The sequence below is a fragment of the Clavibacter vidaverae genome (assembly GCF_047529985.1).
GTDB lineage: Bacteria > Actinomycetota > Actinomycetes > Actinomycetales > Microbacteriaceae > Clavibacter > Clavibacter nebraskensis_A.
Genome location: NZ_JBLJAM010000001.1, coordinates 984,576 through 1,009,303 on the forward strand (window position 1 = coordinate 984,576; position 24,728 = coordinate 1,009,303).

The window sequence follows — 24,728 nt, forward strand, 5'->3', positions numbered from 1 at the left end:
CACCCGGCTACCGTTGCCGCATGAGCGCACAGGAGCCGACGACGCCCGACCCCACGCCGACCCCCGGTCCCCCGGTCGCCCCTCCCGTCGTCCCCGGCGCCCCCGCGGCCTCCGCTGCGCCCGGCGCACCCGGCGCGCCCGCCCCGTTCCCGCCCGAGCTCCCGCCGCTCCCCGAGCGCCCGCCCGTCCCGTACCACCACGGCCTCCGCGACACGGGCGGCCCCTGGCGCGGCATCCTCGCGCTCGTCCTCTTCGGCGTCGCCTTCCTCGTCCTGTCGCTCGTGTTCGGGGGCGCCGCCATCCTCATCGAGATCCTCACCGGCCGGATGGATCCCGCCGACGAGGCGTCCCTCACGACCATGACGCCGATCGTGCTGCTCGCCACGAACCTGTCGCTCGCCGCGCTGATCCCCGTCTCGATGCTCCTGCAGCGCTGGCTGTTCGGGGTCCGGATGGGCGCGATGTCCTCCATCGCCGGCCGGTTCCGCTGGCGCTGGCTCGGCCGGGCCGCGCTCGTCATGGCGCCCGTGTTCCTCGTCTACATCGGCGTCACGTTCGCGCTCGACCCCTCGGGCGAGGTCCGGTTCGACGGCGAGGTCGTCCTGTACCTGGCGATCGTGCTGCTCACGACGCCGCTGCAGTCGGCGGGCGAGGAGTACGGCTTCCGCGGCCTCGTCCAGCGCTCGGCCGGATCCTGGTTCCGCGACACCCGCGTCGCCCTCGTCGTCGGCGCGATCCTCTCCAGCAGCCTGTTCGCCCTCGCCCACTTCGCCGAGGACCCGTGGCTCATCGCCTACTACTTCGTGTTCGGCCTGTCGGCGACGATCGCGGCACGGCTCACGGGCGGCCTCGAGGCGCCGGTGCTCATCCACGCGCTCAACAACACGCTGCTGTTCATCCCCACCGTGATCCTCGGCCAGATGTCCCAGAGCTTCGACCGCAGCGCGGGCACCGGCGGGCCGTTCATGCTCCTGCCGATGGCGGTGGTGCTCGGATCCGCGCTCCTCACCGGCTGGCTGGCGCGCCGTCAGCGCGTGGCGACGGTCGCGCCCCGACCGCTCACCGCGAAGGAGGAGCGGCGGGAGCAGGAGCGGGACTGGTGGGAGCGGGAGCGGCAGCGCCAGGCGACGCTCGCCGCATGGCCCGCGCCCACAGGCCCGGGGACTCCGCCGGCCTGAGCGTCAGCTGCATCGTGACGGTGCCGAGCCAGCGCCCGAACTTCCAGCCGACGCGGCCCATGCGCCCGCTCTCCGTGAAGCCGAGCGACGCATGCAGGCGGATCGAGGCGTCGGCGCCCTGGTCGGCGATGACCGCGATCACCTCGCGGATCCGGGCCGTGCGGCATGCCTCGACGAGCGCCTCCAGCAGCGCGCGCCCGAGGCCCTTGCCGGTGGACGCGGCGCCGAGGTAGATCGAGTCCTCCACGGTGGTGCGCGACGAGCGCCGGTTGCCGACGGGCTCGACGAGCGCGTAGCCGAGCACCTGCCCGGACGGCGAGACGGCGACGAGGAACGGCATCCCCATCCGCTCGAGCTGGCCGAAGCGCCCGCGCCATCGGGCGAGCGTCATGCGCGTCTCGTCGAAGGTGACGGTGCTGTTCATGACGTAGTGGTTGTAGATCTCGCGGATGTCCGGGAGGTCGGAGGCGACGGCCGGCCGGATCTCGTAGGAGAAGACGGGAATCGGCGGCGTCGGCTTCCGGAGGTGGGCGGGCAGGCGGCGCCTCGTCTGGTATTCCTCCTCGAGCATGCCGCGATCCTACGGGGACCGCCGGGCGCGCGGCCGGATCGGGCGGCGGGCGCTCAGAGCCGCCAGTCGACCGGATCCGCGCCCTGCTCCGCGAGCAGCGCGTCCGCCCGGCTGAACGGCTTCGAGCCGAAGAACCCGCGTGACGCCGAGAGCGGGCTCGGGTGCACGGACGTGATCGACGGCACGGGCGCGAGCATCGGCGCGAGGGATCCCGCGTCCTTGCCCCAGAGGATCGCGACGAGCGGACCGCCGCGCGCCGCGAGCGCCCGGATGGCGCACTCGGTCACGGCCTCCCAGCCCTTGCCGCGGTGCGACGCGGGCGCGCCCGGGCGCACGGTGAGCACGCGGTTGAGCAGCAGCACGCCGCTGCGGGTCCACGCGGTGAGGTCGCCGTGCTCGGGCGTCGGGATCCCGAGGTCGTCGCGGAGCTCCCGGTGGATGTTGACGAGGCTCCGCGGCACGGGCCGCACGTCGGGCTCGACGGAGAACGAGAGGCCGACGGGGTGGCCGGGCGTGGGGTACGGATCCTGCCCCACGATGAGCACGCGCACGTCGGCGAGCGGCTGCTGGAACGCGCGCAGCACGCGGTCGCCCGCGGGGAGGTAGGGGCGTCCGGCGGCGACCTCGCCGCGGAGCCACTCCCCCATCCGCGCGATGTCGTCGGCGACCGGCGCGAGCGCCTCGGCCCAGCCGGCGTCCATGAGCCCGCGCTCCACGAGCTGGGGCAGGGTCAGCGCCACGGGCGGTGGATCAGGCCGCGCCGGCGGAGCTGACGGTCACGCCCGTCTCCGAGCCGATGACCGACCAGACGCTGCCGCGCCCGTGCACGACCAGCTGCCCCTCGCCCACGATGAGCACGGTGCCCTCGTCGATGGCGACGCCGCCCTCGACGAGCCCCGCCTCGGTGGCGGCGATGAGCCGCGTGAGGGTGCCCCACTGGGCGGCGTGCACGTCGACCGCGACGTCGATGAGGCCGATGCCCTGCTCCACGGTGACCTCGTCGAGGTCCTCGCTCGCGGACTCCTGCACGACCTCGACGTCGCCGATGCGCCAGCCGCCGACGATGGCGGTCTCGGCGGCGACCGCGGCGCCCGCGGAGAAGCCGAGGTACGGGACCCCGGCGGTGACCTGGCGGCGGATCTCGCCGAAGACCGGCTCGAGCGCCTGGCGGTACGCGGGGGTCAGTCCGCCGCCGACGACGATGCCGTCCACGTCCTGCAGCTGCGCGACCTCGATGGATCCGCCCTCGGGCGCCAGCACGGCGACCGGCTCGCACGCGCCCGCGGCACGGAGCGCCTGGGCGTACTGGTCGAACCACTCGGCGCCCAGGCCGTCGTGGACGAGGACCACGGCGATGCGGGCCGGCTCCAGCCGGGCGGCATCGGTCGCCCTCGTCGTCGCCTCGGACAGGAACCGCGCGAGGAGGGGGGTGTCGTCATCCGACAGGCCGCCTCCGACCAGGTGCACACTCACCCCTCGACGGTACAGGGCCGGAGCGGGCGCCCGAGCCCCGCGGAGGGAGTGCCGGGAAACAGACGAGCCCGGCACCTCCGTGAGGAGATGCCGGGCTCGTATTCACTGCGTCTGTGACCCCAACCGGATTCGAACCGGTGTTACCGCCGTGAGAGGGCGGTGTCCTAGGCCGCTAAACGATGGGGCCGTTTTTGCAACTCGTCGAGTATGCCACAGCACTCACAGCCCGACCAAATCGAGCCCCGACCGGGCCGGATCCGCCCGTGCCGACCGCCCGCCCGCGCCCCCGATCGCCGCCCGTCCGCGCCCCCGCGCGCCCGGTTTGCCCCCGCCGCCTCGACGGTGTTGGCTCCTCTCATGCGATTGACGAAGCTCGAGCACGCCGCCCTGGTCCTGGAGATGTCGGGGCGCAAGCTCTTCATCGACCCGGGCTCCTTCACCACCCCCATCACCGAGGCGATGAACGCCGACGCGATCGTCATCACGCACGAGCACCCCGACCACTGGACCCCCGAGCAGCTGAAGCGGATCCTCGACAGGAACGACGGCGTCCCCATCTACGCGCCCGAGGGCGTGGCCGCCGCCGCGGACGGCTTCGACGTGACGGTCGTGCACGCGGGCGACACGATCGAGGTCGGCCCCTTCACGCTGCGCTTCTTCGGCGGCGCGCACGCCGTCATCCACGAGTCCATCCCCGTGGTCGACAACCTCGGCGTGCTCGTCAACGACGCGCTCTACTACGCGGGCGACTCGTTCGTCGTGCCCGAGGGCGTCGACGTCGACCTGCTCGCCGCACCCGCAGGCGCCCCGTGGATGAAGATCAGCGAGTCCATCGACTACGTCCTCGCCGTGAAGCCCCGCCGCGCGTTCCCCACGCACGAGATGGTGCTGTCGACCGCGGGCAAGACCATGTCGAACGGGCGCCTGCAGTGGGCGACCGAGCAGGGCGGCGGCGAGTTCCACGCCCTGGAGCCCGGCGATAGCATCGACCTCTAGGCCCTGTTCGGGCTCTCGACGAGCGGACGCGGGGCACACGGAATGGACGGTCTCGGCGCCGCGTCGCTCATCATCGAGTTCCTCACGTGGATCGCGCTGGTGCCCGGCATCGCCCTCTACGTCGCCGGCGTCTCGGTGCGCGTGCTCGGCCGTCGCTGGACCGCGGCCGAGGGACTCGTCGCGGACGCGCCCGCGCAGCCGGGCCAGGACGGCGGGTCCGTGCGCGTCCTCCGCTGGTTCGACGACGAGGGCGACGTGCACGAGGCACCGGCCGACACCCCCGAGACCCGCGACCTCGCGCCCGGATCCGACGTGCGCGTCTGGTTCTCGCCGCGCTCCCCGTGGCGGGTCCGCACCCACGCCCCCGAGCTCGACGGCCGCGCCCTCCGCGTCACGGGCCTCGTGCTGATCGGCATCGGCGCGGCAGCCGCCGTCGCGGGCATCGTCATCCTCTTCCTCGAGTAGCGGCCGCGGCGCGCGCCGGCTGGGGATCCGCCCGCGTGGTCGGGAGCGCTCCATGCAGGCGTATAGGCTCCTCTCACGAAGGGGAGTACTCCCATCCGGCGGTCGTGTCGTCAATACGGTCGGACCACTCCGACCCGTACGACCGGTTCCGCGAGCAGCAGCTCGCGGGGTGGAGGAGACCTTCAGTACCCCCCCGGACCCGTCAGCGGTCCGAGTACTGGAGAACCCCTCATGGATGTCCCCTTCTGGCTCTGGGCCGCGACCATCGCGGCCGTCCTCGGCCTGCTCGTCTTCGACTTCTTCGCGCACGTCCGCAAGGCGCACGAGCCGACGCTCAAGGAGTCCGCGACCTGGTCGGTCGTCTACATCGTCATCGCGCTCGTGTTCGGAGTGGGCGTCGGCGTCTTCTCGAACTGGACCTTCGGCGGCGAGTACTTCGCCGGCTACGTGACGGAGAAGGCGCTGAGCGTCGACAACCTCTTCGTCTTCCTCATCATCATGTCGAGCTTCGCCGTCCCGCGGGCCTTCCAGCAGAAGGTGCTGCTCGTCGGCATCGCCATCGCGCTCGTGATGCGCGGCATCTTCATCGCGATGGGCTCCGCGATCATCGACAACTTCTCCTGGGTCTTCTACCTCTTCGGCGCCCTGCTGCTCGTCATGGCGTACAAGCAGATGAAGGAGACGCACGACGAGGACGAGTCCGACTCGAAGCTCATCCGCGTGCTCCGCCGCTTCATCCCCACCTCGGACCACTACGACGGCGACAAGCTGACGACCCGCGTCGACGGCAAGAGGCTCTTCACCCCGATGTTCCTGGTGATGCTCGCCATCGGCCTCACCGACGTGCTGTTCGCGCTCGACTCCATCCCCGCGATCTTCGGGCTGACGCAGGAGGCGTACATCGTCTTCACCGCCAACGCCTTCGCGCTGCTCGGTCTCCGCCAGCTGTACTTCCTGATCTCCGGGCTGCTCGAGCGCCTCGTGTACCTCTCGCAGGGCCTCGCGGTGATCCTCGGCTTCATCGCCGTGAAGCTCGTGCTGCACGCCATGCACGTCAACGAGGTGCCCTTCATCAACGGCGGCGAGCCGATGCTGTGGGCCCCCGAGATCCCGATCTGGTTCTCGCTGTCGTTCATCCTCCTCACCATCACGGTGGCGACGATCGCGAGCCTCGCGAAGACGAAGCGCGACGGCACCGCGGTCGAGGGCACCGACTCGGCCGCCTCCGTCGAGGGCGAGAAGGCCCCCGCCGACGCGGACGACGACGCGGCGCGCGGCTCCGGCCGCAGCGTCGACGCGGACGCCCCGCGCCGCTAGCGCTCCCCCGCACGACCACGACGCCCGCTCCCGGATCCGGGGGCGGGCGTCGTCGTGCGTGCGGCGGGTCAGCCGAGTCGCGTGCCGCTGATGCCGCCGTCCACGTCCAGCACCGCGCCGTGGACGAACGCCGCCTCGTCCGAGACGAGGAAGCGCACCGCGAACGCTATGTCGACGGGACGCACCGGCACGCCCGCCACGGTGCTCGCGGTCATCGCGGCGACCGCGTCCGCGTCCGCCGCGTTGCCCGGGGTCGAGGTCGCGCCCGGCGCCACCGTGTTCACGCGGACCCCCCGCGGCCCGTACTCCGCCGCCCACGTGCGCGTCATCTGCTCGATCGCGGCCTTCGACGCCGTGTAGGCCGCGCCGAACGGGATCCCCACGCGCGACATCCACGAGCCGATGTCCACGATCGCGCCCGCGCCGCGCTCGGCCATGGCGGGCGCGAGCTCGGCGACGAGCACGTGCGGCGCGCGGACGTTGACGGCGAGGATCGCGTCGAGGTCGTCGTCGGCGAGACCGGCGGTCGCGCCCACCGGGTAGAGGCCGGCGTTGTTCACGAGGATGTCGACGTGACCGCCGAGGGCCGCCGTCGCGTCGCGGGCGAAGGCGCGGATGCCGTCATAGCCGCCCCCGAGGTCGGCGGGCACGGCGTGGGCCGTGCCGCCCGCCGCGGTGATGGCGTCGACGACGGAACGCGCCCGGTCGACGTCGCGGCCGCTGACGACGACCTCGGCGCCGGATGCGGCGAGCACGCGGGCGACGGCCTCGCCGATGCCGCTGGTGGATCCGGTGACGACGGCCGTGCGGCCGGCGAGCCGGGTGTCGGGGACGAGGGACTGGAGGACTTCTTCGTTGGACTGCATGGTCCAATTGATAGCACGCGGTGGACCATTCGGTCCACAACGGTAGGATCGGGGCATGGCCGAGACGGGGATCACCGAGCGCGGGCGCCGCACCCGGCAGCGGATCATCGAGGCCACGGGAGAGCAGATCCTCGCCACCGGCATCGGCGGCACGACCCTCGACGACGTGCGCGCCGCGACGCTCACGAGCAAGAGCCAGCTGTTCCACTACTTCCCCGGCGGCAAGATCGAGCTCGTGCGCGAGGTCGCCGAGTGGGAGGGCCGCCAGCTCCTGGAGGCGCAGGAGCCGCACATCCACGACCTGGGCTCCTGGGAGTCGTGGGAGGCGTGGCGCACCGGCCTCGTGGACTACTACATCGGCCGCGGGCGCTGGGCCTGCCCCATCGGGTCGCTCGCCACGCAGGCCGCGGCCGTCGACACCGAGCTCGAGCGCACGATCGCCGCGTCCATGCGGACCTGGCGCGCGTTCCTGGCCCGCGGGGTGGAGCGCATGCGCGAAGCAGGGCTCGTCGCCGCGTCGGCGGATCCCGAGCGCATCGCCACGGTCATCCTCGCGGCCATCCAGGGCGGCCTGGTCCTCAGCCAGCCGGAGCGCTCCGCCTGGCCGCTCGAGGCGGCGCTCGACACCGCGCTGGCGCCCCTGCACGTGATCCGCTCCCCCGCCGCCTGACGCGTCGCACACTTTCGTGCGGAGCGGCGGAGGTGCCCGGCGTACGGTCGGACCATGGAATTCAGATACCTCGGCAACTCCGGCTTCAAGATCTCCGAGATCACCTACGGCAACTGGCTCACCCACGGATCGCAGGTCGAGAACGACACCGCGACCGCATGCGTGAAGGCCGCGCTCGAGGCGGGGATCACCACCTTCGACACCGCGGACGTCTACGCCAACACCAAGGCGGAGACCGTGCTCGGCGAGGCGCTCAAGGACGAGCGACGTGCCTCGATCGAGATCTTCACCAAGGTCTTCGGGCCCACCGGACCCAAGGGCCACAACGACACCGGCCTCTCGCGCAAGCACATCATGGACTCCGTCGAGGGCTCGCTCCAGCGGCTCCAGACCGACTACATCGACCTGTACCAGGCGCACCGCTTCGACTACGAGACGCCCCTCGAGGAGACGATGCAGGCGTTCGCCGACGTCGTCCGGCAGGGCAAGGCGCTCTACATCGGCGTGAGCGAATGGACGAGCGAGCAGCTGCGCGCCGGCCACGAGCTCGCCGAGCAGCTCGGCTTCCAGCTCACCTCGAACCAGCCGCAGTACTCGGCGCTCTGGCGGGTCATCGAGGAGGAGGTCGTGCCCACCTCGAAGGAGCTCGGCATCTCGCAGATCGTCTGGTCCCCCATCGCCCAGGGCGTGCTGACGGGCAAGTACAAGCCCGGCCAGGAGCTGCCGTCCGGATCCCGCGCGACCGACGACAAGGGCGGCGCCGACATGATCAAGCGCTACATGAACGACGACACGCTCACCCGCGTGCAGGCGCTGCAGCCCGTCGCCGACGAGCTCGACCTCTCGCTCGCGCAGCTCGCCGTCGCGTGGGTGCTGCAGAACGAGAACGTGGCGTCCGCGATCATCGGCGCCTCCCGTCCCGAGCAGGTGCACGAGAACGTCAAGGCGTCGGGCGTGAGGATCCCCGCCGAGCTGCTGACCCGCATCGACGACGCCCTCGGCGACATCGTCGAGAAGGACCCGCGGAAGACCGAGGACAGCTCGCCGAAGACCCGCGAGGCGTGATCCGCGCCCTCCGCTGAACGGCCCGCACGGCCCCGCCCGATCGTCTCGGGCGGGGCCGTCCACGTGGTGCCGGTCCCCCTCTCCAGCGATGGACGCGGGCTCCGCCTCCGCGGTACCGTCCAGGGTCGGCATCACCCGATCCCGGCGATCGCCCACGAGGCGCGTCCCGCGCCGACGGACCGCAGGAGGACGCCATGGGGCCACGGCCGCATCACACCGCCGGAGTCGGCATCGCCCTCGGCGCCCTGGCCGTCGCGGCGGGCATCGTCGCCATCGCCGGCATGCTGCTCGCGGCCCTCGCCTTCGGCAGCGGCATCGACATCCGCATCCCTTTCGTCCTCGCGCTCGACGGCGGCGTCGAGTCGTCCGGATCCCCGAGCGTGAGCATCACCGGATCGTGGGCGGGGGCGGCCGTCGTGGTGGCGCTCCTGGCGCTGCCCCTGTGGATCGCGGCGCTCCGACGTGGGACGGCACCTGCTCCACGCTGACGCTCGCCCGTCCACCGGGCTGGGCTCGTCCACCTCCCGGTCATGGTGCGGACAGCCGGCGTCCCGCCGGCGCCCATGAGCTGCGGCGTAGGCTCGGAGGATGGAATTCCGATACCTAGGCAACTCAGGCTTCAAGATCTCCGAGATCACGTACGGCAACTGGCTGACCCACGGGTCGCAGGTCGAGAACGACACCGCCACGCAGTGCGTGCAGGCGGCCCTCGAGGCCGGCATCACCACGTTCGACACCGCCGACGGCTACGCGAACACCGTCGCCGAGAAGGTCCTCGGCGACGCGCTCAAGGGCGAGGACCGCGACGGGCTCGAGATCTTCACGAAGGTCTACTTCCCGACCGGCGCCAAGGGCCACAACGACACCGGCCTCTCGCGCAAGCACATCATGGCGTCGATCGACGGCTCGCTCGAGCGCCTCCAGACCGACCACGTGGACCTCTACCAGGCCCACCGCTACGACTACGAGACCCCGCTCGAGGAGACGATGCAGGCGTTCGCCGACGTCGTCCGCCAGGGCAAGGCGCTGTACATCGGCGTCAGCGAGTGGACCCCCGAGCAGCTGCGTGAGGCGCACGGCCTCTCCCGCGAGCTCGGCTTCCAGCTGATCTCGAACCAGCCGCAGTACTCGGCCCTCTGGCGCGTCATCGAGGAGGAGGTCGTCCCCACGTCCGCCGAGCTCGGCATCTCGCAGATCGTCTGGTCCCCCATCGCGCAGGGCGTCCTCACCGGCAAGTACAAGCCGGGCCAGGACCTTCCGCAGGGCTCGCGCGCCACGGACGACAAGGGCGGCGCCGACATGATCAAGCGCTACATGAACGACGACGTCCTCAGCCGCGTGCAGGAGCTGCAGCCCGTCGCGGACGAGCTGGACCTGTCGCTGGCGCAGCTCGCGGTCGCGTGGGTGCTCCAGAACGACAACGTCGCGTCCGCCATCATCGGCGCCTCGCGCCCCGAGCAGGTCCACGAGAACGTGAAGGCCTCGGGCGTCAAGATCCCGGCCGAGCTCCTGACCCGCATCGACGACGCCCTCGGCGACGTCGTGGAGAAGGACCCGTCGAAGACGAGCGACAGCTCGCCGAAGGGGCGCCTCTCCTGATCCGCTCGCGCTGAACACGACGACGGCCCCGCTCGAGCAGATGCTCGGGCGGGGCCGTCGTCGTTCTGAGAACAGCCCGATCCCTAGTTGCGATTGAGCCCGTGCCGTCGCGTGTCGAGAGCCACCTTGAAGTGGCTCTCCGCGGTGTCGATTGCGGCTGTCGGCGTGGAGGGGTCGAACACGCGCAGGAGCGAGTACCGGAAGCTAGCCGGATCCAGACCGCGCAGCTCGACGTTCCCCCCGTGCCCGTTCACCGCGTACACGTGCCACCGCTGACGGATGTTCTCGGCGCCGTCCGCTTTGCCCACGTATTGTCGACCATCCCGGGTATCGGTGATGAGGTAGATGCCGACCACCGAAGCGAGCGCTGTCCGCCATGACGCGTAGCGATGCTCCTGCATGACCGCCTGCAGCTGCGCGTAGTCGACGACGAGTCGGTCGAAGCCGGGGAACGGCACCGGGTGGGCGTCCTCGATCCCCACGACCGGATAGGTCGCCGCCTTGATTGCACGGATCCACCACGAACGCGGAGACCTCCAGCCGATCACGAGGCGCTCGCGGAGATCCGCCATGTGCTCTGAGACGACGATGTCGAACAAGCGGAGAGTGCCGTCGTCCGACACCACGCCCCGGTTCTCCACGACGGCCCAGAGCCGTGCCCGGTCGCCGCCTTCGCGAATGAACACGACCCAGAATCGCGGCGGTGTCCTCGGGAACCGTTGCACATCCGCGGACTGCGTGCGGGTGTACTCCAGGATCTCGGCATCCGTCGAATCGGCGTGGATCCCCTGGAGACCGCTGTCCTCGTGCACGCGGACGTAGGCATGTCGGATGACCAGCGCGTCCGGAATGTGGATTCCCGCGTCGAGCAGGATCGGGTCGAGCGTCAATGCCATGCGAAGCCCTCGTCTCATCCCCTGGTCGAGATCATACGAGAGCGAGCCGGAGACGAGCTCACGGCCCTTCATCTATCCACGAGAAAGACGGATCGTTCAGGGGAACGTGCGAGAAGAAAAAGGAAAAGGCCCGGAGAACCGGGCCTGTCATTTCCTGCGATTTCAGTGCTGGGGTACCTGGACTCGAACCAAGAACAAAAGAATCAGAATCTTCCGTGTTGCCAATTACACCATACCCCAAGGCCCCGATGCGTGATCGGGCCTCGTCGAGTGTAGCCCATCGGCCGGATCCGCGCCAAACCGGCGCCCGCCCGACAGGCCCCACGCGTCAGATCACGGGCAGCAGGTCCCGGTTGATCGCGCTGGCGGCGCGCGCCCCGAACCCGGCCGCGATGATCAGCTGCTGCGGGCCCGGCTGCGAGCTGTCGCCCGCCGCGTAGACGCCGGCGTGCGAGGTGCGGCCCTCGGCGTCGACCGCGATGTGGCCGTCGTCGTCCGTGTCCAGGTCGAGCCCGGAGAGGAAGTCGAGCGCCGACGAGTAGCGGGGGCGCACGAAGCCGCCGGTGCGCGGGACGACGGAGCCGTCCTGCAGCCGGATGCCCGTGACGACCGCGCGCTCGCCCTCGATGTCGGCGACGGGCCGGCGGTCGACGCGGATCCCGAGGGACGCGAGCCCGCGCTCCCCCGCCTCGTCGATGTGCGCGACGCCGTTCGTGAAGACGATGATGTCGCGCGACCACTGCGAGAGCAGCAGCGCCCGCTCCACGAGGTCGTCGGTCTCGCCGATCAGGAAGAGCGGCTCGTCGGCCTTCTCGTAGCCGTCGCACTCCATGCAGCTGTGCACGGCGGTGCCGTAGTAGGCGCGGATGCTCGGCAGGTCGGGCAGGGTCTCCACGAGGCCGGTGGCGATGAGGATCCGGCGCGCGTGCACCTCGCGGTCGGGAGCGCGGCGTACGCCCTTCGCGCGGATCGTGAAGCCGCCCTCGGCGGGCTCCGCGGACTGCACGACGGCGAGCTGGAACTCGCCCTCGTCGTACGCCTCCACCTCGACCTGGCCGAGCTTGCGGAGCTCGAGCGGCGAGATCCCGTCGCGCGTGACGAAGCCGTGCGACATGAGCGTCGCGGCGTTGCGCGGACGGCTGCTGTCGAGCACGAGCGTGCGGCGGCGGGCGCGCACCAGGTTCAGCGCGGCGGACAGGCCCGCGGGCCCCGCGCCGATGACGACGACGTCGTAGGAGTCGCCGGTCGCGGTGGAGCCGGCGCCGGTCGCGCCGGCGACCCCGGGATCACTCACCGAGCATCCCGGCCAGGCGGTCGAGGCGCGCGATGGTCTCGTCCTTGCCGAGCAGCACCATCGACTCGAACAGCGGCGGCGAGATGCGGCGACCGGAGACCGCGACGCGCAGCGGCCCGTAGGCGAGGCGCGGCTTCATCCCCATGCCGGTGATGAGCGTGTTCTGCAGCACCTGCTGCACGAGGTCGATGTCCCACTCGGTGTGCGGGACGCCCTCGAGCGCGCCGCGGCTGGCCGCGAGGACCTCGCCGGCGTCGTCCTTGAGCGCCTGCACGGCCGCGTCGTCGTAGGGCAGCGCGTCGGCCGTGGTGAAGAGGAACGACAGCAGGTCGGGCGCCTCCCCGAGGAGCTGCATGCGCTCCTGCACGAGCGGGGCCGCCGCGTCGAGCATCCGCTGCTCGTCGTGCGTGAGCTCGGCGCCGACGACGCCGGCCGCCTGGAGGTACGGCACCAGGCGCTGGGCGAAGTCGTCGAGCTGGAGGAGGCGGATGTGGTCGCCGTTCAGCGACTCCGCCTTCTTGAGGTCGAAACGCGCGGGCGCGGGCGTGACGTCGGCGACGTCGAACGCGGTCACCATCTCCATCCGCGAGAAGACGTCGCGGTCGTGCGTGAGCGACCAGCCGAGGAGCGCCAGGTAGTTGAGGAGGCCCTCGGGGATGAAGCCGCGGTCGCGGTGGAGGAACAGGTTCGACTCGGGGTCGCGCTTGGAGAGCTTCTTGTTGCCCTCCCCCATCACGTAGGGCAGGTGTCCGAAGCGCGGGATGGCGTCGGCCACGCCGATGTCGATGAGCGCGTGGTACAGCGCGATCTGCCGGGGCGTCGACGAGAGGAGGTCCTCGCCGCGGAGCACGTGGGTGATCCCCATGAGCGCGTCGTCGACGGGGTTCACGAGCGTGTAGAGCGGGGCGCCGTTGGGGCGCACGAGCACGAAGTCGGGGAAGGATCCGGCCGGGAACGTGACCGTGCCGCGCACGAGGTCGTCGAAGGAGAGGTCGGTGTCCGGCACGCGGAGGCGGAGGGCGGGCGAGCGGCCCTCGTCGCGGAACGCCTGGCGCTCGGCCTCGGTGAGGTCGCGCTCGAAGTTGTCGTAGCCCATCTTCGGGTCGCGGCCGGCGGCGCGGTTGCGGGCCTCGATCTCCTCGGCCGTCGCGTAGCTCTCGTAGAGGTGGCCGGACGCGGTGAGCTTGGCGATGACGTCGAGGTAGAGATCGGTGCGCTCGGACTGGCGGTACGGCGCGTGCGGCCCGCCGACGCCCTCCCCCTCGTCCCAGTCGATCTCGAGCCAGCGCAGCGCCTCGATGAGCTGCTGGTAGCTCTCCTCGCTGTCGCGCGCGGCGTCGGTGTCCTCGACGCGGAAGACGAGCTTGCCGCCGGTGTGGCGCGCGTAGGCCCAGTTGAAGAGCGCCGTGCGGATGAGCCCCACGTGCGGCGTCCCGGTCGGGGACGGGCAGAACCGGACGCGGACGTCGGTGCCGGAAGCGGTGGTCACGGGGTGCGCGGTTGTCTCAGTCATCCTGGGTCCGATTCTAGGGCTCGGGCTGCGGCTCCCCGTCGGCGCCCGGCACCCCGTCCGCGCAGTACGGCTCGAGCAGGTCCCACCGGTCGTACTGGTCGCCGGGCGGCACGCCGCACTCGAGGAGGACGGCGCCCGAGGAGCGCGTCGGGTCCAGCCCCTCGAGCGTCCCGGATCCCCGGAAGGCGCCGCCGCAGCCGGTGACCGTGACGTGCGCCGACTGCGCGGAGCCGAGGTAGCCGATGACGTAGCGGGCCGCGCGGTCGAGCGCGGGGTCGAACGAGGTGATCTGCAGGGGCAGCCCGAAGCTCGGCCCGACGAGCTCGCGGCCGATGAGGTCGGCGCCGAGGAAGGCGGCCCAGGCCTCGGGCGGAGCGAGCCCGTCGTCGACCGGGGCGCCGTCCCCCTCGTCGGGCGCCAGGCGGAGCGGCGGTCGGAGCGCGGTGTCGATGCGCGTGACCCGCTGGGTCGTCGAGCCGAGGCCGGGCTGCTCCCCCGCGCTCGGGATCCGCACGGCCATCACGCGCACGGCGAGCAGCTCGTCGTCGGGGCCGGCCACGGGCTCCGCCCAGTCGATCGAGAGGTCGGCGGGCGTGCAGCCCCCGGGCAGGCGGAGGTCGGCGGCGCTCGGGGTCGGCGTGGCGGTCGGCGCGGCGGCAGCCGAGGGCCCCGGCGTCTCGAGCCCGTAGTCGGACACGTCGTACACGCACCCGGAGAGCAGCGCGACCGCGACGGCCGCCAGCGCGAGGAGCGCGGGACGGCCGGGGCGGATCACGGTCAGGCGCGGGCGCGCGCGGGGTTCGCGAGCGTGCCGATGCCCTCGATCGACACCTCGACCACCTGGCCGTCGGTGAACGGGCCGACGCCGGCGGGGGTGCCCGTGAGGATCACGTCACCGGGCAGCAGGGTCCACACGCGCGACGCGAACGCGATGAGCTCGGGGACGGAGTGCACCATCTCGCTCGTGCGGCCGGACTGGCGGAGCTGTCCGTCGACGCGCGTCTCGATGAGAGCGTCCTCGAAGGCGCCCTCGGTCTCGATCCACGGGCCGAGCGGGCAGAACGTGTCGTAGCCCTTGGCGCGGGCCCACTGGCTCTCGGAGTGCTGGATGTCGCGGGCGGTCACGTCGTTGCCGATCGTGTAGCCGAAGACCGCACGCGCGGCGTCCTCGACGGACGCGTCCCGCGTGATCCGGCCGATGACGACCGCGAGCTCGCCCTCGTGCTCGACGCGCTGGCTGTCGGCCGGGAGGCGGATCACGTCGTCGGGGCCGACGACCGAGGTGTTCGGCTTCAGGAAGATGAGCGGCGTGGTGGGCGCCTCGCTGCCGTGCTCGGCCGCGTGCGCCGCGTAGTTGCGGCCGACCGCGACGACCTTCGAGCGCGGGATCACGGGCGCGAGCAGCCGCGCGTCGGCGAGCGGCACGCGCTCCCCCGTGGTCTCGTAGCCGCTGAACATGGGGTCGCCGGAGAGGACGACGAGGTGGTCCTCCTCCTCGTCGAGGATGCCGAAGCGGGGGTCGGAGCCGGTGCTGAATCGCGCGATCTTCACGCTGACGACCCTAGCCGTGCGGACGGCGCGCGGCCGCCCGCACGAGCGGACGCGCTACGCGTCGAGGCGCGTGAGCCAGCCGTGGCGGTCGGGGATCCGGCCGTACTGGATGTCGGTGAGCTCCTGGCGCAGCGACATCGTCAGCTCGCCCGCGGGCGCGTCGATGTCGCCGACGTCGAGGCCCTCGCCGAGCAGGCGCCCGATGGGGGTGATGACCGCCGCCGTGCCGCACGCGAACACCTCGGTGATCTCGCCGGACGCGACGCCCTCGACCCACTCCGACAGCTCCACGCGGCGCTTCTCGACCATGAGGCCGCGGTCGCGCGCGAGCTCGAGGATGGAGTCGCGCGTGATGCCCTCGAGGATGCTCTCCGAGTCGGGTGTGACGATGCGGCCGTCCTTGTAGACGAGCACGATGTTCATGCCGCCGAGCTCCTCGAGGTAGCGCCCCTCCTCGGAGTCGAGGAAGAGCACCTGCGCGCAGCCGTGCGACGCGGCCTCGGCCTGCGGCAGGAGCGACGCGGCGTAGTTGCCGCCGCACTTCGCGGCGCCCGTGCCGCCCTTGCCCGCGCGGGAGTACTGCGTGGACAGCCAGATGGAGACGGGAGCGACGCCGCCCGTGAAGTACGCGCCCGCGGGGCTCGCGATGACGTAGTAGCCCACGCGCTGGGCGGCGCGCACGCCGAGGAAGCTCTCGTTGGCGATCATGAACGGCCGCAGGTAGAGGCTCTGCTCGGCGGCGCGCGGCACCCAGTCGATGTCGGCGCGGACGAGCTGCCTCACCGACTCGATGTAGTCCTCGGTGGAGAGCTCCGGCAGCGCGAGGCGGCGGGCCGAGCGCTGGAGTCGGGCGGCATTGCGGTCGGGGCGGAAGGTCCACACGGATCCGTCGGCGTGCGCGTACGCCTTCATCCCCTCGAAGATCTCCTGGCCGTAGTGCAGGACGCTCGCGGCCGGGTCGAGCTGGAGCGGTCCGTACGGGACGACGCGGGCGTCGTGCCAGCCGCCGTCGAGGGTCCAGTCGATCTGGACCATGTGATCCGTGAAGTGCTTGCCGAAACCGGGGTCGGCGAGGATCGCCTCCCGCTCGGCGTCGGCGCGGGCGGTCTCCGACGGGGTCCGCTCGAACGCGAGCGGGAAGGCGGAGGCGCTGGTGGTGCTCGGGGTGGTGCTCATGGGTCCTTCAGTGGTTCGTGGAGAGGGCGCGGAGGATGGCGTCGCCGACCTCCGCGGTGGATCGTGGGGCCGCGTCGCCCGCGGCGCGTGCCGCGAGGTCGGCCGAGACCGCAGCGGTGACGCGCGCGGCGGCCTCGGGGAGGCCCAGGTGGTCGAGCAGGAGCGCGACCGAGAGGATCGCGGCGGTCGGGTCGGCCTTCTGCTGGCCGGCGATGTCGGGCGCGGATCCGTGCACCGGCTCGAACATGCTCGGGAACGCGCCCGTCGGGTTGACGTTGCCGGACGCCGCGAGGCCGATGCCGCCCGAGATGGCCGCCGCGAGGTCGGTGATGATGTCGCCGAAGAGGTTGTCGGAGACCACGACGTCGAAGCGGGACGGGTCGGTGACCAGGAAGATCATGGTCGCGTCGACGTGCAGGTAGTCGACCGTGATGCCGGGGTGCTCCGCGGCGACGCGGTCGACGGTGCGCTGCCAGAGGGATCCGGCGAAGGTCAGCACGTTGGTCTTGTGCACGAGGGTGACGCGCCCGCGATCCCGCTTCTCGGCCAGCTCGAACGCGAACCGGACCGTGCGCTCCACGCCGTGCGCCGTGTTGACGGACACCTCGGTCGCGATCTCGTGCTCGGTGCCGCGGCGGAGCACGCCGCCGTTGCCGGCGTACGGACCCTCGGTGCCCTCGCGGACGACGACGAAGTCGACCTCGCCGGGCGCGGCGAGCGGCGACGCGACGCCGGGCAGCAGCGCGGTGGGCCGCAGGTTGATGTAGTGGTCGAACGCGAAGCGGAGCTTGAGCAGCAGGCCGCGCTCGATGATGCCGCCGGCGAGGCGCGGATCGCGCGGGTCGCCGCCGACCGCGCCGAGCAGGATCGCGTCGTGCCGGGCGAGGGCGGCGAGGTCGGAGTCGGTGAGGATCTCGCCGGTCTCGAGGAAGTGGCCCGCGCCGAACGGGTACTGCGTGGTGTCGAGCGACACGTCCGCGGGGACCGCCTCCCGGAGCACGCGCAGGGCCTCGTGGACGACCTCCGGGCCGATGCCGTCCCCGGGGACGACGGCGAGCGAGATGGTGCGGGGCATGGATCCTCCCGGAGCTCGGTGGGTGTCGGGCCAGGTTACCCGTCCGCCGCGGGCACCCGCGCGCTACGGTGGACCCACCCGATCGCCCGACGGGCCGACCAGAAGGACACCCCATGAGCATCGGACTCGGCATCTTCCTCGTCGTCGTCGGCGCGATCCTCGCGTTCGCCGTCGACGTCACCGTCCCCGGCGTCGACCTGCAGCTGGTCGGCTACATCCTGATGGGCGGCGGCGCGCTGGTCATCATCATCGGCGTCGCGCTCCTCGCCCGCCGTCGCACGGCCGTCAGCGAGACGCGCACGCGCATCGACCCCGCCACCGGCCAGCGCATCACGCGCAGCGAGCGCTCGGACGACAACATCGTCTGATCCCTCCCCCGCACGCTCGTCGGGCCCGTCACCTCGTGGTGACGGGCCCGACGTGCATCACGGGACGACCCGCGCTCAGTCGTGCGAGCTCGCGCGGCGCAGGCTCGTGAGCGAGATGACGATCGCGCCCACCATCAGCACGGCGCCGATGATCGAGGTCGTCACGACGCCGCCGTCGAACGCGGTGTGCGCCGACTCGAGCAGCGCGGCGCCCACGTCGGACGGCACGCGGTCGGCCACCGACACCGCTCCCCCGAGCGTCTCGCGCGCGGCGCTCGCGTCGCCCTCCGACAGCCCGCCAGGCAGCACGAGGCCGGTGCGGTAGCTCGCGGTGAGGATGCTGCCGAGCACCGCCGTGCCGAGCACCGCGCCCACCTCGTACGCCGTCTCCGACACCGCGGACGCCGCGCCCGCCTTGGCCGGCGGGACCGCCGCGATGATGAGGTCGTTCGAGATCGTCTGCGACGCGCCGATGCCCGCGCCCAGCAGGCAGAACGCGACGACGAGCAGGCCCACCGAGGCGCCCCGCCCGGTGACCGCGAGCAGCACGTACGCGACCGCGGAGAACGCGAGCGCGATGGCGACGACGCGCGACGGGCGGGCCCGCGCCACGATGGGCACGATCACGAGGCCCGACACGATGACCACGACGGATCCCGGGATGAGCGCGAACCCGGCGGCCAGCGGATCCAGCCCGGCGACGAGCTGCAGGTGCTGCGTGACGAAGAAGAGGAAGCCGACGAGCGAGACGACGCTCAGCAGGTTGACGAGCACCGCGCCCGTGAACACGGGCTCGCGGAACAGCCCTACGTCGAGCATGGGGTTCCGGGCCCGGGCCATCCGCCGCACGAACAGGATCCCGGCGGCGACGCCCACGACGGGCGCCGCGATCGCGAGCGGCGTGACGCCCTCGGTCGCGAAGGTCTTGATGGCGTAGACGATCGGCGCCACGGTCGCGAGCGACAGCAGGATCGCCACCACGTCGATGGGGCCGGGCGCCGGGTCCTTCGACTCGGGCACGAGCACGGGCGTGAGGATCAGCAGCGGCAGCAGCACGGGCACGGCGACGAGGAACACGGATCCCCACCAGAAGTGCTCGAGCAGCACGCCGCCCACGAGCGGGCCGAGCGCGGATCCGCCGGAGAAGCCCGACGCCCAGATCGCGATGGCGAGGCGGCGCTGCTTGCGGTCGGTGAAGATCGAGCGCAGGAGCGAGAGCGTGGACGGCATGAGCATGGCGCCGAAGAAGCCGAGCAGGGCACGGGCGCCGATGAGCTGCGACGCGTCGGTGGCGAACGCCGCGAGGGCGGAGACGAGGCCGAAGCCGGCGGCGCCGATCATGAGCAGGCGGCGGCGGCCGTAGCGGTCGCCCATGTTGCCCATCGCGACGAGGAGGCCGGCGAGCACGAGCGGGTACGCGTCGATGACCCAGAGCTGGGCGGCGCCCGACGGCTCGAGGTCGCGCGCGATGGACGGCATCGCGAAGCTCAGCACGGTGTTGTCGATGGAGACGAGCAGCACCGGGAGCATGAGGACCACGAGGGCCGCCCACTGGCGGCGCCCCGCGCGGGCGGGCGCGGTCACGGGGACGGAGTCGGTGCGGGGCGTGGACATGACGGGGCTTCCTGACGTCGGGAGGCGACGGCGCTGCGGCGCGCGGACGGGGCCGCGGGGCGGCCGGGATCACTGTACCGTCCGGTCGGTACAGTCGGCAAGCCATCGCGGCTACGCTGGGGACATGCCCGACGCACCGCCCGACGACCCCGCCCCCGACGCGACCGCCGGCACCGCCCGCGACCGCATCCTCGACGCCTTCGAGGAGCTGCTCGTGCAGCAGGGCGAGCGCGGCACGACCCTCGAGGCGGTCGCCGCGGCGGCCGGCGTCTCCAAGGGCGGCCTGCTGTACCACTTCGGCGGCAAGGAGGCGCTCGTCGAGGGCCTCCTCGCCCGCATGTCGGCGCTCGCCCGCGAGGACGTCGAGCGGCTGCGGCAGGCGGAGCGCGGCCCGGTGGACCGGTGGATCCGCGGCTCGCTCTCGACCGCCACCCCCTTCGACCGCGCCTACGTCGCGACCAGCCGGCTCGCGCAGGGCAACCACCCGCGCGCCCGCGACGCGCTCACGCACCTGCAGGACGAGTGGGCCGCCGTGATCCTCGAGGCCGTCGGCGACCCCGCCGTCGCACGCGCCGTGCTCCTCATCGGCGACGGCCTCTACTACAACTCCGCGCTGCAGCCGTGGCTCGGCGGATCCGCCCCCGCCGACGACGCGCTCGACGAGCTCATCCGCGTGGTCGACGACCTGGTGCGCCTCCGCTCGACCCGCGGCTGACCCGCACGGGCCCGCCCGGACACGGCGCGAGGGCGGCCGCCGCAGCAGCCGCCCTCGCGGTGGTCCGTCCGACCGGGATCAGTCGGCGATGTCGATCTCGCGCAGCGACGTGGCCTGGATCGCCCGGCGCACGTTCTCGAGCACGCCGTCCGGCACGGGCGAGTCGACGCTGAGGACGCTGAGCGCGCGGCCGCCGGCCTCCTGGCGGGCGATCTGCATGCCCGCGATGTTGACCTCGGCGTCGCCGAACTCCTTGCCGTAGACCGCGACGATGCCGGGGCGGTCCTCGTACTTCATGACGATGAGGTGGCGGCTGAACGGCACCTCGACGTCGTAGCCGTCGATCTCGACGAGCTTCTCGATCTGCTTGGTGCCCGTGAGCGTGCCCGACACCGACACCTGCGTGCCGTCGGACAGCGCGCCGCGGATGCTGAGCACGTTGCGGTACTCCTCCGAGACGGCGTCGGTGATGAGGCGCACCTCGAGCCCGCGCTGCTCGGCGAGGAGCGGCGCGTTCACGTAGGAGACGTTCTCGCTCACCACGTTGGTGAAGACGCCCTTGAGCGCCGCGAGCTTGAGGACGCTGACGTCGTAGCCGGCGAGCTCGCCGCGGACGACGACGTCGATGCTCGTGAGCGCCTCGTGCGCGAGGCCGGAGAACACCTGCCCGAGCTTCTCCATCAGCGGGATGCCGGGGCGCACGTACGGGTCGATGACGCCGCCGGCGACGTTGACGGCGTCCGGCACGAGCTCGCCGCCGAGGGCGAGGCGCACGCTCTTGGCGACCGAGACGCCCGCCTTCTCCTGCGCCTCGTCGGTGGAGGCGCCGAGGTGCGGCGTGACGATGATGTTGTCGAGCTCGAGCAGCGGGGATCCCGTGGGCGGCTCGCTGACGAACACGTCGAGGCCGGCGCCCGCGATGCGCTTCGACTTGAGCGCCGTGTAGAGCGCGTCCTCGTCGATGATGCCGCCGCGGCTCGCGTTGACGATGCGCAGGGTGGGCTTCGCGAGCGCGAACTGCTCCGTGGAGATGAGGCCCGTGGTGTCGGGCGTCTTGGGGATGTGGATGGTGATGAAGTCGGAGACGCGCATCACCTCGTCGAGCGGGAGGAGCTGCACGCCGAGCTGCTGCGCGCGGGCCGGCGTGACGTAGGGGTCGTACGCGACGAGCGTGGCGCCGAAGCCCGCGAGGCGCTGGGCGACGAGCGTGCCGATGCGGCCGAGGCCGACGATGCCGATGGTCTTCTCGTAGAGCTCGACGCCCGTGAAGGAGGAGCGCTTCCAGAGGCCCTGCTTGAGCGACGCGCTCGCGTCGGGGATGAAGCGCGCGAGCGAGAGGATGTGGCCGATGGCGAGCTCGGCGGCCGAGATGACGTTCGAGGTCGGCGCGTTCACGACCATGACGCCCGCGGTGGTCGCGGCCTTGATGTCGACGTTGTCGAGGCCCACGCCCGCGCGAGCGACGACCTGGAGGCGGGGCGCCGCGGCGATGGCCTCGGCGTCGATCCTCGTGGCGGAGCGCACGAGCACGGCGTCCGCCTCCGCGAGGGCCGCGAGCAGCGCCGGGCGGTCGGTGCCGTCGACGGATCGGACGTCGAAGTCGGGCCCCAGGGCGTCGACGGTGGCGGGCGAGAGTTCTTCGGCGATCAACACGACGGGCTTCGTCAAGAGGCGGTCCTTCGGGCGGGGGCGGCTGGGACCCTCACATGCTAGTGGCCCCAGAATGGGCGGATGAGCGATGTGACGTGGGCTGCGATCCAGCTCGCCGTGCGGATCCTGCTGGCCCTCGTCTTCGTCGTGATGGGCGTCAACCACTTCGCGCCGAAGGCCGCGCGCGTCATGGCGGAGATCATCCCGCCGTCCTTCCATCGGCCCGGCGTGCCCTCTCCCCTGGCGCTCGTGCGGTTCACCGGCCTGTGCGAGATCGCCGGCGGCGTGGGCCTCCTCGTGGAGCCCGTGCGCCTCGCGGCGGGCATCGCGCTGGCCGTGTTCCTCGTCGCCGTGTTCCCCGCGAACGCGCACGCGGCCCGGCACCCGGAGCGCTTCGGGCGCATCGCGATCCCGCTCGTGCCGCGCCTGGTGGCGCAGGTCGTGCTGATCGCGCTCGTGCTCTTCGCCGGCTGGCCGCTCTAGCTCGCGGTCCGCCGCTCTCGCGGCTCGCTCCTAGAGGAGCGGCAGCAGCTCGGCGAGCCCGACCGTCAGCGCGCTCGCGGCCGCGAGGCCCGCGAGCATGACGAGCACGCGCGCGGCGACGGGCCGGCGGCGCGTGGCGGCCGCCGCGACGACGAACGCGACGACGGGCACCAGGATCGCGCCGACGAGCGCCGCGAGGGTGCCCGGCCGCAGCGATCCGCCGAACGCCGTGGCGATGTCGCGGAACGCCGTGTACTGGTCGACGGCCTGCCACACGAGGATCCCGTGGGCGAGCGCCCCGAGGATCCCGACGATCCAGCCGGCCCGCGTCGGACGGCCGCGGCGCGGGCGCGCGACGGCGGGACCGGTGGCGGACTCCGTGCGCTCGGCGCTCATCGCGTCACCAGCCACGGCCAGGGGAACAGGACGACGGCGCCGGCGGCGAGCACCGCCATGCGCAGGCCGAGGCGCATGCCGCGCGCCGCGACCACCACGGCGGCGAGCCAGAGCACGGGCGCGAGGACCGTGAGCGCCTCGGTAGCCTGGGCGACGCCGACCTGGAACGCGGATCCCGCGCTCGACGGGTTGTCGCGGACGACGAAGAACCACGCGATGGCCTCGAGGATCGCGACGGCGCCGAAGAACGCGAGCCCCACGACCTCGGGCGACGCCTCGGGGGCGCTGTCCGCGTCGTCGACGAGGCGGCCGCGTGATCCCGCGGTGGCGGCGGCATCGGCATCGGATCGGGAGCCCGCGGCCCGCCGCGCGGCCGTGGCGCCGAGGGCGGACGCGCGCTGCGGCTCGGAGGCGGGAGCGCCGACGGATCCGCCGCCGGTCGGGCGGCGCGGCACCGCGCGCTGCGGCTCGGGCGAGCGGGCGAGCGTGGGATCCGCCTCCTCGCCGGCCCAGCTGAGGGCGTCGTCGTCGGGGGTGCGGGGCATCCCCCGATGGTACGTGCTCGGATCCGGACGCCCGCTCCACGCTCCCGGGCCCCGTCCGTTCCCGCCCACCCCGCCCGGACGCACGGACGCCCGGTCGCACGAGGCGACCGGGCGTCCGGTGGAGCGGGTGGGGCGACGGCTAGCGGGCGACCGAGCCGTCCGTGTAGTCGTCGTCGGCCTTGTTCCACGCGAAGAGCTTGCGCAGCTCGCGGCCGGTGGACTCGATCGGGTGCTCCTCGCCCTTCTTGCGCAGCTCGAGGAACTCGGGCGCGCCCGCGTCCTGGTCCTCGATGAAGCGCTTCGCGAAGGCACCCGACTGGATGTCCGCGAGGACGGCCTTCATGTTCTCCTTGACGTCGGGCGTGATGACGCGCGGGCCGGAGACGTAGTCGCCGTACTCGGCCGTGTCGGAGATGCTCCAGCGCTGCTTCGCGATGCCGCCCTCCCACATGAGGTCGACGATGAGCTTGAGCTCGTGCAGCACCTCGAAGTACGCGATCTGGGGCTGGTAGCCCGCCTCGATCAGCGTCTCGAAGCCGTACTGCACCAGCTGCGACGTGCCGCCGCAGAGGACGGCCTGCTCGCCGAAGAGGTCGGTCTCGGTCTCCTCGGTGAAGGTGGTGCGGATGGCGCCGGCGCGGAGGCCACCGATGCCCTTGGCGTACGACCACGCGAGGTCCCACGCCTTGCCCGAGGCGTCGACCTCGACCGCGACGATGACGGGGACGCCGCGGCCGGCCTCGAACTCTCGGCGCACGGTGTGGCCCGGGCCCTTGGGGGCGACGAGGATCACGTCGACGCCCTCGGGCGCCTCGATGTAGCCGAAGCGGATGTTGAAGCCGTGCGCGAAGACGAGCGTCTTGCCCTCGGTGAGGTTGTCGCGGACGCTGTCGGCGTAGAGGCCGCGCTGGTGCTGGTCGGGCGCGAGGATGACGATCACGTCGGCCCAGGCGGACGCGTCCGCCGGCGTCTTGACCTCGAAGCCCTGCTCCTCGGCCTTGGCGCGGCTCGACGAGCCCTCCTTGAGGCCGATGACGACCTCGACGCCGGAGTCGCGGAGGTTCAGCGCGTGCGCGTGGCCCTGCGAGCCGTAGCCGATGACGGCGACCTTGCGACCCTGGATGAGCGAGAGGTCGGCGTCCTTGTCGTAGACGATGTCAGTCACGTGATGGATCTCCTTGTTCTGTCGTCCCCGCGGGAAGGGCGAGGGGCGGTCGTGCCCGGCTGCCCCGCGCTCGGGCGGGGCGTGGGT

27 protein-coding genes and 2 tRNA genes are annotated in these 24,728 nt (G+C 72.3%); 11 read left to right on the forward strand and 18 right to left on the reverse strand.

Annotated features, from left to right (window positions below):
• Positions 1-20: 20 nt before the first annotated feature.
• Positions 21-1,178 carry a CPBP family intramembrane glutamic endopeptidase gene (locus tag ACMT9T_RS04570; protein ID WP_414744438.1) on the forward strand — a complete coding sequence of 386 codons (1,158 nt, stop codon included), beginning with the start codon at positions 21-23 and terminating at the stop codon, positions 1,176-1,178.
• On the opposite strand, the gene ACMT9T_RS04575 is transcribed toward ACMT9T_RS04570, so the two are convergent.
• From ACMT9T_RS04575 to ACMT9T_RS04590, 4 genes are all read right to left on the reverse strand, one after another.
• Positions 1,060-1,749, reverse strand: a complete 690-nt coding sequence (locus tag ACMT9T_RS04575) for a GNAT family N-acetyltransferase (protein ID WP_414744439.1) — start codon at positions 1,747-1,749, stop codon at positions 1,060-1,062. The genes ACMT9T_RS04570 and ACMT9T_RS04575 overlap by 119 nt on opposite strands.
• A 53-nt stretch (positions 1,750-1,802) precedes the next feature.
• A complete protein-coding gene (locus tag ACMT9T_RS04580; RefSeq protein ID WP_116054745.1) occupies positions 1,803-2,489 on the reverse strand; it encodes a uracil-DNA glycosylase in 687 nt (228 codons plus the stop codon).
• Between the two features lie 10 nt (positions 2,490-2,499).
• Positions 2,500-3,222 carry a Type 1 glutamine amidotransferase-like domain-containing protein gene (locus tag ACMT9T_RS04585; protein WP_414744440.1) on the reverse strand — a complete coding sequence of 241 codons (723 nt, stop codon included), beginning with the start codon at positions 3,220-3,222 and terminating at the stop codon, positions 2,500-2,502.
• A 114-nt stretch (positions 3,223-3,336) separates the two neighbouring features.
• Positions 3,337-3,409: transfer RNA gene (locus tag ACMT9T_RS04590), tRNA-Glu, on the reverse strand.
• A gap of 170 nt (positions 3,410-3,579) precedes the next feature.
• Here ACMT9T_RS04590 and ACMT9T_RS04595 point away from each other — a divergent pair.
• The 3 genes from ACMT9T_RS04595 (at position 3,580) to ACMT9T_RS04605 (ending at position 6,000) form a co-directional block, all read left to right on the forward strand.
• A complete protein-coding gene (locus tag ACMT9T_RS04595) occupies positions 3,580-4,218 on the forward strand; it encodes an MBL fold metallo-hydrolase (RefSeq protein ID WP_414744441.1) in 639 nt (212 codons plus the stop codon).
• 42 nt (positions 4,219-4,260) lie between these two features.
• Entirely contained in the window at positions 4,261-4,683 is a 423-nt protein-coding gene (locus ACMT9T_RS04600; protein WP_414744442.1) for a DUF3592 domain-containing protein, read from the forward strand.
• Between the two features lie 231 nt (positions 4,684-4,914).
• The gene (locus ACMT9T_RS04605; protein ID WP_414744443.1) at positions 4,915-6,000 is read left to right on the forward strand and encodes a TerC family protein; all 1,086 of its coding nucleotides are present in this window, start codon (positions 4,915-4,917) and stop codon (positions 5,998-6,000) included.
• A 68-nt stretch (positions 6,001-6,068) separates the two neighbouring features.
• On the opposite strand, the gene ACMT9T_RS04610 is transcribed toward ACMT9T_RS04605, so the two are convergent.
• Positions 6,069-6,866 (reverse strand): SDR family NAD(P)-dependent oxidoreductase, encoded by a 798-nt coding sequence (locus tag ACMT9T_RS04610; RefSeq protein WP_414744444.1) that lies wholly within the window; start codon positions 6,864-6,866, stop codon positions 6,069-6,071.
• A gap of 55 nt (positions 6,867-6,921) precedes the next feature.
• On the opposite strand from ACMT9T_RS04610, the gene ACMT9T_RS04615 reads away from it, so the two are divergent.
• The 4 genes from ACMT9T_RS04615 (at position 6,922) to ACMT9T_RS04630 (ending at position 10,200) form a co-directional block, all read left to right on the forward strand.
• On the forward strand, positions 6,922-7,536 hold the full coding sequence (locus ACMT9T_RS04615; RefSeq protein WP_414744445.1) for a TetR/AcrR family transcriptional regulator: 615 nt from the start codon (positions 6,922-6,924) through the stop codon (positions 7,534-7,536).
• 54 nt (positions 7,537-7,590) lie between these two features.
• Positions 7,591-8,601 (forward strand): aldo/keto reductase family protein, encoded by a 1,011-nt coding sequence (locus ACMT9T_RS04620; protein ID WP_414744446.1) that lies wholly within the window; start codon positions 7,591-7,593, stop codon positions 8,599-8,601.
• Between the two features lie 194 nt (positions 8,602-8,795).
• A complete protein-coding gene (locus ACMT9T_RS04625) occupies positions 8,796-9,089 on the forward strand; it encodes a hypothetical protein (protein WP_414744447.1) in 294 nt (97 codons plus the stop codon).
• 100 nt (positions 9,090-9,189) lie between these two features.
• On the forward strand, positions 9,190-10,200 hold the full coding sequence (locus tag ACMT9T_RS04630) for an aldo/keto reductase family protein (protein ID WP_414744448.1): 1,011 nt from the start codon (positions 9,190-9,192) through the stop codon (positions 10,198-10,200).
• Between the two features lie 83 nt (positions 10,201-10,283).
• On the opposite strand, the gene ACMT9T_RS04635 is transcribed toward ACMT9T_RS04630, so the two are convergent.
• From ACMT9T_RS04635 to ACMT9T_RS04670, 8 genes are all read right to left on the reverse strand, one after another.
• Positions 10,284-11,096 carry a GIY-YIG nuclease family protein gene (locus tag ACMT9T_RS04635; protein WP_414744449.1) on the reverse strand — a complete coding sequence of 271 codons (813 nt, stop codon included), beginning with the start codon at positions 11,094-11,096 and terminating at the stop codon, positions 10,284-10,286.
• Between the two features lie 168 nt (positions 11,097-11,264).
• Positions 11,265-11,336, reverse strand: a tRNA-Gln gene (locus tag ACMT9T_RS04640).
• An 88-nt stretch (positions 11,337-11,424) separates the two neighbouring features.
• The gene (locus tag ACMT9T_RS04645; RefSeq protein ID WP_414744450.1) at positions 11,425-12,390 is read right to left on the reverse strand and encodes an NAD(P)/FAD-dependent oxidoreductase; all 966 of its coding nucleotides are present in this window, start codon (positions 12,388-12,390) and stop codon (positions 11,425-11,427) included.
• Positions 12,383-13,903 (reverse strand): glutamate--tRNA ligase, encoded by a 1,521-nt coding sequence (gene gltX / locus ACMT9T_RS04650; RefSeq protein ID WP_414744451.1) that lies wholly within the window; start codon positions 13,901-13,903, stop codon positions 12,383-12,385. The genes ACMT9T_RS04645 and gltX overlap by 8 nt, the downstream gene beginning before the upstream one ends.
• A gap of 13 nt (positions 13,904-13,916) precedes the next feature.
• On the reverse strand, positions 13,917-14,678 hold the full coding sequence (locus tag ACMT9T_RS04655; protein WP_414744452.1) for a hypothetical protein: 762 nt from the start codon (positions 14,676-14,678) through the stop codon (positions 13,917-13,919).
• Positions 14,679-14,680: 2 nt separating this feature from the next.
• A complete protein-coding gene (locus ACMT9T_RS04660) occupies positions 14,681-15,454 on the reverse strand; it encodes a fumarylacetoacetate hydrolase family protein (RefSeq protein ID WP_414744453.1) in 774 nt (257 codons plus the stop codon).
• Between the two features lie 54 nt (positions 15,455-15,508).
• Positions 15,509-16,630, reverse strand: coding sequence for a branched-chain amino acid aminotransferase (locus ACMT9T_RS04665; RefSeq protein ID WP_414744454.1), 1,122 nt, complete (start codon positions 16,628-16,630; stop codon positions 15,509-15,511).
• A gap of 7 nt (positions 16,631-16,637) precedes the next feature.
• The gene (locus ACMT9T_RS04670; protein ID WP_414744455.1) at positions 16,638-17,705 is read right to left on the reverse strand and encodes a 3-isopropylmalate dehydrogenase; all 1,068 of its coding nucleotides are present in this window, start codon (positions 17,703-17,705) and stop codon (positions 16,638-16,640) included.
• Positions 17,706-17,818: 113 nt separating this feature from the next.
• Between ACMT9T_RS04670 and ACMT9T_RS04675 the strand changes: the two genes are divergently transcribed.
• Positions 17,819-18,073: a DUF6458 family protein gene (locus ACMT9T_RS04675; RefSeq protein WP_043670588.1), complete on the forward strand. Its 255-nt coding sequence runs from the start codon at positions 17,819-17,821 to the stop codon at positions 18,071-18,073.
• Positions 18,074-18,148: 75 nt separating this feature from the next.
• On the opposite strand, the gene ACMT9T_RS04680 is transcribed toward ACMT9T_RS04675, so the two are convergent.
• Positions 18,149-19,687: an MFS transporter gene (locus ACMT9T_RS04680; protein WP_414744456.1), complete on the reverse strand. Its 1,539-nt coding sequence runs from the start codon at positions 19,685-19,687 to the stop codon at positions 18,149-18,151.
• Positions 19,688-19,811: 124 nt separating this feature from the next.
• Here ACMT9T_RS04680 and ACMT9T_RS04685 point away from each other — a divergent pair, with 124 nt between their 5' ends.
• Positions 19,812-20,402: a TetR/AcrR family transcriptional regulator gene (locus tag ACMT9T_RS04685; protein ID WP_414744457.1), complete on the forward strand. Its 591-nt coding sequence runs from the start codon at positions 19,812-19,814 to the stop codon at positions 20,400-20,402.
• Between the two features lie 78 nt (positions 20,403-20,480).
• Here the strand turns inward: ACMT9T_RS04685 and serA are convergent, their stop codons facing one another.
• Positions 20,481-22,070, reverse strand: a complete 1,590-nt coding sequence (gene serA, locus ACMT9T_RS04690; RefSeq protein WP_414744458.1) for a phosphoglycerate dehydrogenase — start codon at positions 22,068-22,070, stop codon at positions 20,481-20,483.
• Between the two features lie 63 nt (positions 22,071-22,133).
• Here serA and ACMT9T_RS04695 point away from each other — a divergent pair, with 63 nt between their 5' ends.
• Positions 22,134-22,535 (forward strand): DoxX family protein, encoded by a 402-nt coding sequence (locus tag ACMT9T_RS04695; RefSeq protein ID WP_414744459.1) that lies wholly within the window; start codon positions 22,134-22,136, stop codon positions 22,533-22,535.
• A 30-nt stretch (positions 22,536-22,565) separates the two neighbouring features.
• Here ACMT9T_RS04695 and ACMT9T_RS04700 read toward each other — a convergent pair whose 3' ends face one another.
• From ACMT9T_RS04700 to ilvC, 3 genes are all read right to left on the reverse strand, one after another.
• Positions 22,566-22,946 (reverse strand): hypothetical protein, encoded by a 381-nt coding sequence (locus tag ACMT9T_RS04700; protein WP_414744460.1) that lies wholly within the window; start codon positions 22,944-22,946, stop codon positions 22,566-22,568.
• On the reverse strand, positions 22,928-23,476 hold the full coding sequence (locus tag ACMT9T_RS04705; RefSeq protein WP_414744461.1) for a hypothetical protein: 549 nt from the start codon (positions 23,474-23,476) through the stop codon (positions 22,928-22,930). The genes ACMT9T_RS04700 and ACMT9T_RS04705 overlap by 19 nt, the downstream gene beginning before the upstream one ends.
• Positions 23,477-23,615: 139 nt before the next feature.
• The gene (gene ilvC / locus ACMT9T_RS04710) at positions 23,616-24,641 is read right to left on the reverse strand and encodes a ketol-acid reductoisomerase (RefSeq protein WP_414744462.1); all 1,026 of its coding nucleotides are present in this window, start codon (positions 24,639-24,641) and stop codon (positions 23,616-23,618) included.
• Positions 24,642-24,728: the final 87 nt, after the last annotated feature.